Origin of the sequence: Microbacterium testaceum (genome assembly GCF_001476655.1) — a bacterium.
GTDB lineage: Bacteria > Actinomycetota > Actinomycetes > Actinomycetales > Microbacteriaceae > Microbacterium > Microbacterium testaceum_C.
The window spans coordinates 1-506 of record NZ_LDRT01000263.1; the positions used below are offsets into that span (position 1 = coordinate 1).

Consider the following 506-nt stretch of genomic DNA (forward strand, 5'->3'; position numbering starts at 1 on the left):
ATGTTGGCCTGGATCGGGCGGTAGGCGTAGGGCAGCACGATGACGCCGATCGCGAACGACAGTGTCCACGCGGCACTGCCGAAGGCTCCCGAGACCACCTTGTACACCGGCACGAAGCCCACGACGAGGACGACCGTGGGGACCGTGAGCGGGAGGAGACAGACGAACTCCACGACACGGCGCATCGCGGGATAGCGCATCTCGACGAGCACCACCGTGGGCACGAGCACGAGCAGCACGATCGCGACGGTCACGGCGCAGATACCGAGGGAGTTCGTGAGACCGCGGAACAGACCGTCGTAGGTGTACTCCTGCCCGGGGTCGACGAGCGCCGCGTAGTGCGCGAGGGTCAGGGCGTTCGGGCTGCCGGACACGCGGAACGTGAACAGCAGCAACGCGAGGAGCGGGAGAGCGAAAGCGATGCCCGTGATCGCGAGCACGATCGTCGCGCCCGTGCGGCCGAGGGCCGCCCCCACCGCCCGGCTCATCGCAGCCACCGGCGAGCC

At 69.0% G+C, this 506-nt stretch carries 1 pseudogene; it reads right to left on the bottom strand.

From position 1 onward, the window contains the following. Positions 1-506: pseudogene (locus tag NS220_RS18895) on the bottom strand (ABC transporter permease); the annotation flags it as partial.